Source organism: Marivita sp., assembly GCF_017643905.1.
Taxonomy (GTDB): Bacteria; Pseudomonadota; Alphaproteobacteria; order Rhodobacterales; family Rhodobacteraceae; genus Marivita.
In genome coordinates, this window is record NZ_JAEPMO010000227.1 from 1 (window position 1) to 4,720 (window position 4,720).

The window sequence follows — 4,720 nt, forward strand, 5'->3', positions numbered from 1 at the left end:
GCGAAACCCTGACCGGTGCCTTCAACGGTGCGGAAAGCGCGTTCCGGAGTTTTGTTGAAACGGGCAAGTTCGACTTCAAGAGCCTCGTACGCTCGATCCTGGCGGACCTGGCGGTTCTGTCGTTCAAGCGCGCGGTGCTGGGGCCCATCGCCTCGGCGCTCTCTGGCATCTTTGGCGGCGGGTCCGTCGCGGCGGCCGTCTCGCATGCGGGCGGCATCGTTGGGCTGTCGGGCCATACGCGGCAGGTGCCCGCGCTGGCCTTTGCTGGTGCTCCCCGGATGCATTCCGGCGGTTGGGCGGGTCTTCGCCCCGACGAGGTCCCGACAATTCTGCAACGTGGGGAACTGGTGCTGAACCGGCGCGAGGCGGCTAGCTACGGACAAGGCAATGCTGGCGCGGGCGTCACCGTGAACATCGACGCGCGCGGGGCGCAGATGGGCGTGGCTGAGCAGATTGATGCGCGCCTTCGTGCGGCTATCCCGGAAATCGCCCGCATCGCCAAAGAAAGCGTGGCCGATGGGCGGCGCCGGGGTCAGGTGATCTGAAATGACCATTCCTGTCTTGCCCCTGACGCTCGTCACCTCGCTCGAGCGGCGGCTGGTGACGTCCGTCGCCGAGGCGCGTTCGCCCTTTACTGGCACGTCCCAGATCCAGGACTGGGGCGCGTCGTGGTGGGAATACCAGATCGAGATGGCGGGGACCCAAGGAGCGAAGGCTCGGCGGCTTTCGGCCTTCTTCACCGCCCTTGGTGGATTGCGGGGTCGGTTCCTCTTCCCTGATCCTTCGATCGAGGTGCCTGTGGCGGCGGGCAATCCTTACGTGACCGAGGCGCAAGTCGCAGGGGCATCCACCTTGCGCACGGCAGGTTGGGGGCTTGGTCTGCGCGCAGGCGACTTCTTCCAACTGGGTTCGGAGGCCACCACGAGGCTCTATCAGTTGACGGCGGATGTGACGCCTTTGGGCAGCGAGGCCATGCTCGCCTTCGTGCCGCCGCTCAGGGCCTCGGTTCCGGTCGGTACGCTGCTCGGCCTTGATGCCCCGTCTGTTCTATTGCGCCTGACGGCCCCGGTCCCTTCGGTCATCAGCCGGGCGGATCAGCACCGCTTCACAATCACCGCCCGCGAAGCCCTTTAACCAGCGAGGCCATCTAATGAGCCGCGATCTCACAATGGCCTTTGCCACCGCACTGGCCGATCAAAGCCTGCGGCCGGTCATCTTTTTTGAGGGTCAGTTCGCCACGGGCTGGGTCCGGATCTGGTCGGGGCTGGGAGACGTAAGTTGGAACGGGCAGAGCTGGGCGGGGGCTGGGTCGCTCCTGGGCCTTGGCTCGCTTGATGAAACCGGCGAGGTCGTGGCAGGCGGCACGGCCGTCTCGCTTTCTGGCGTGCCACTGGACCTTGTCCAAATGGCCATTGAGGAAGCGCGCCAGGGCCTGCCGGGCCGGATCTGGCTGGGACTGCTCGGTGAAGACGGAAGCATCATCGCCGATCCGGTTCAGGCTTTCTCGGGCAGGCTTGATGTCCCTGAAATCAAGGATGACGCGGACACCTGCACGATCACCATCAGCTATGAAAGCCGTCTGATCGACCTGACCGTGGCGCGGACCTGGCGCTACACCCATGAAAGCCAGCAGGTCCTATTTCCCGGCGATCTCGGGTTCGAATACGTCACCGCGATCCAGGATCGGGAAATCACTTGGGGACGTGGATAGAGATGGCACGCGTCGAACACTGGGAACGTCTTCTCGCCGCAGCCATTGATACGGCACGGGCAAAGCCTTTCGTCTGGGGCGTCCATGACTGCCCGACCTTTGCTTTTGAGACGCGCATGATTTTGACCGGCGGTGAGGATATCGCGGCCATCTGGCGCGGGCGCTACACCACGGCGCTCGGCGGCGCGCGTGTGATGCGGCGTCTGGGCTGGGCCTCGCTTGAGGACATGGGGGGCGCCTTACTTGGTGAACCTAAACAATCCGTCCTTCTCGCCCAACGCGGCGACATCGTTCTGTCCGACACCGGGCTTGGCTTCGGCATTTGCACAGGGGCCTCGGCGGTTGGCATGGCGCCCGAGGGCCTTGTGACAGTGCCGTTGACTGCTTGCCGGCGCGCATGGCGTTTTTGATCTGAACATGGAGCAACTATTCACCAAGTGCGCGGCCCAGGCCTCCCTTCCCGGACCGCGCGAAGGGTCTAACGTGGACCTGGCGGTTCGGCAGCTTGGGACTGCTTGGTCCAACGTTGCCCTTATCCAGCCACACAACTTCAGTTCAGCGCGCATCTTCTTGGCTCTGCTGGAGCCTTGAATGACCGTTGGGTAACCAGAAACGTGGCTTTGATCATTCCTTGGTCAACAGCACTCCAAATAATTCGTCCCTAACGGGGCACGACGACACCTAAAGTATCGGACCAAATCCATGCCCTTAATCGTGACAGCCGTCACCGCGATTGCGGGGGCGATCAGCGGCGTATTGGCTGCAGGCGGAATTGGAGCCGCACTTTTGCGGATCGGCGGCACGCTTCTGCTGTCCTACGCGGCGCAAGCGTTGATGCCAAAACCGCAGACGACGATGCAGCCACGGACGGTGACGATCCGAGAGCCCGTTGTGCCCCGCGATCTCGTCTATGGCCGCACCCGCAAAGGTGGGGTGATTGTCTTCCTGCACTCCTCGGGGTCGGACAACAAATACCTCGATCTGGTGATCGTGCTGGCCACCCATCGGGTGAAATCGATCGGCGCCATCTATTTTGAGGGCGAAGTGGCGGTGAATGCCGCGGGGGCCGACCAAGGCCGCTGGGCCGGCAAGGTCCTCGTCGAGAAGAAACTGGGCGCCGCCAACCAGACCGCCTTCGCGGATCTAAAAGCTGCGCTGCCAGACAAATGGACTGAGAACCATCGGCTGCGAGGCTGTGCCGCGGTCCGGCTGCGGCTCACCTATGACCAGGATGCCTTCCCGGGCGGCATCCCGAACATCACGGTAGACATCGAGGGCAAAGATGACATCTGGGACCCGCGGACGCAAACTTCGGGGTATTCGGAAAACCCCGCACTTTGCCTTGCCGATTACATGGCCAACCCGACCTGGGGCATCGGCGCGCGCATTGGAGAGCCCGACGGGATTGACGAGATGTCCCTCGTCGAGGCGGCGAACATCTGTGACGAGACCGTCGCGCTGGCCGGTGGCGGGTCCGAGCCACGCTATGCCTGCAATGGGGTGATCACCCTCTCAGAAGTCCCGAAGACGATCATCGAGGGACTGCTCTCGTCATTCGCCGGGCGCTGCGCCTTCTCGGGCGGGTCCTGGCGCATTCATGCTGGTGCCTGGCGCGCGCCTGATGTGGCGCTCACTTCGGACAATGTCCGCGAAGGCGGGCTGACGCTCGCAACGCGCGTCACGATGTCGTCGAACTTCAACGGCGTGCGCGGGCAGTTTGTCAGCCCCGAAAACGATTGGCAGCCGGATGACTTCCCGGCCTATGCCTCGGATGTTTATCTGGCCGAGGATGGCGGCGAGCGGAAATGGCGCGATGTCTCGCTGCCCTTCACGATCTCGGCCGCCATGGCGCAGCGGCTGGCGAAGATCGAGCTCGAGCGGGCGCGTCGACAAATGACTGTGCGGCTCTCGGGCAAGCTTTCCGCCTGGGCGGCCACCGTCGGCGATGTGGTGACGCTCTCTTATGCTCGCTGGGGCTTTGCGGCGAAGCCCTTCGAGGTGCACGGGGTCAGCCTTGATCTGACAGCCTCGGGCGATGGAGCGCTCCTGCTCCCAGAGCTGGTCCTGCGGGAGACCTCGCCCTTGGTCTACGACTGGTCAGCGTCCGAGCAGCAGATCTACGCCGCCGCCCCACGAACGGCGCTACCCAACGCCTATGACATTCCGGCGCCGGGTGCGCCGCAGGTCACCGAGGACCTCTACATCACGCGGGATGGGGGTGGGCTGAAGGTACTGGCGAAGATCAGCTGGGAAGCTGCACCTTCGGGTTTTGTCGCGGCCTATCAGCTGCAAGGCAAAATGACGGGGGCTTCAGACTGGATTGATTATGGCCGCACTGATGGCACCGCGCTCGAAATCCGCGACATCGCGCCGGGGGCTTGGGCTTTCCGGGTCAAAGCCATCTCGGTTCTGGGTGTCTCTTCGCCTTGGCAACAGACCGAGGCAGAGATCCTCGGGCTTACCGCCCCTCCATTGCCTCTCGAGAATGTCACACTGCAAACGGCGGGTGGCCTTGCGATCCTCAAATGGACACGCTCAGCCGATCCCGACGTCCGCGTGGGCGGCAACATCGTCATCCGGCATTCCAAGGAAGCGACGGCCACCTGGGCCGACAGCTATTCGATGGATCGAGTCTCCGGCGGCGAAGCCATCGCCGTCGTGCCGTTGAAACCCGGCACGTATCTCGTGAGAGCTGAAGACAGCGGCGGCCGCGCCGGGCCTGAGACCCGGGTCTCGACCAAGGGCGCGCAGGTGCTGGCCTTCTCGACCCTGGACTTCCTGCAGGCCGATCCCGGCTTCTTCGGCCCGAAATCCGGGCTGCAGGTTGCGGGTTCGAACCTGACGCTCGCGACGGCGACCGCAGATGGTGTGACGCAGGTGTCGGCAATGGACGGGCAATATGGCTTTGCCGCTGGGCTTGATCTCGGAACGGTCAGACGTGTCCGCCTGCGCTCAGAAATCGGCGTCGCGGCATTGGCACTCAACGACCGGATCGACGCGCGCACTGCC

General features: G+C 63.9%; 5 protein-coding genes. All 5 read left to right on the forward strand.

Features of this window, described 5'->3' with window-relative positions:
• The coding region (locus JJ869_RS22100; protein ID WP_292270847.1) for a phage tail tape measure C-terminal domain-containing protein at positions 1 to 545 on the forward strand (545 nt) is incomplete at its 5' end.
• Position 546: 1 nt separating this feature from the next.
• Positions 547 to 1,134, forward strand: coding sequence for a hypothetical protein (locus JJ869_RS22105; RefSeq protein ID WP_292270848.1), 588 nt, complete (start codon positions 547 to 549; stop codon positions 1,132 to 1,134).
• 16 nt (positions 1,135 to 1,150) lie between these two features.
• On the forward strand, positions 1,151 to 1,711 hold the full coding sequence (locus tag JJ869_RS22110) for a hypothetical protein (protein ID WP_292270850.1): 561 nt from the start codon (positions 1,151 to 1,153) through the stop codon (positions 1,709 to 1,711).
• A gap of 2 nt (positions 1,712 to 1,713) precedes the next feature.
• Positions 1,714 to 2,121: a hypothetical protein gene (locus JJ869_RS22115; RefSeq protein ID WP_292270852.1), complete on the forward strand. Its 408-nt coding sequence runs from the start codon at positions 1,714 to 1,716 to the stop codon at positions 2,119 to 2,121.
• A 292-nt stretch (positions 2,122 to 2,413) separates the two neighbouring features.
• A partial coding sequence (locus JJ869_RS22120) for a phage tail protein (protein ID WP_292270854.1) occupies positions 2,414 to 4,720 on the forward strand: 2,307 nt, incomplete at its 3' end.

What these genes read in the sequence shown, in the direction of transcription:
- JJ869_RS22105 (WP_292270848.1), top strand. Translation starts at nt 547, where the DNA reads ATGACCATTCCTGTCTTGCCCCTGACGCTCGTCACCTCGCTCGAGCGG.
- JJ869_RS22110 (WP_292270850.1), top strand. Translation starts at nt 1,151, where the DNA reads ATGAGCCGCGATCTCACAATGGCCTTTGCCACCGCACTGGCCGATCAA.
- JJ869_RS22115 (WP_292270852.1), top strand. Translation starts at nt 1,714, where the DNA reads ATGGCACGCGTCGAACACTGGGAACGTCTTCTCGCCGCAGCCATTGAT.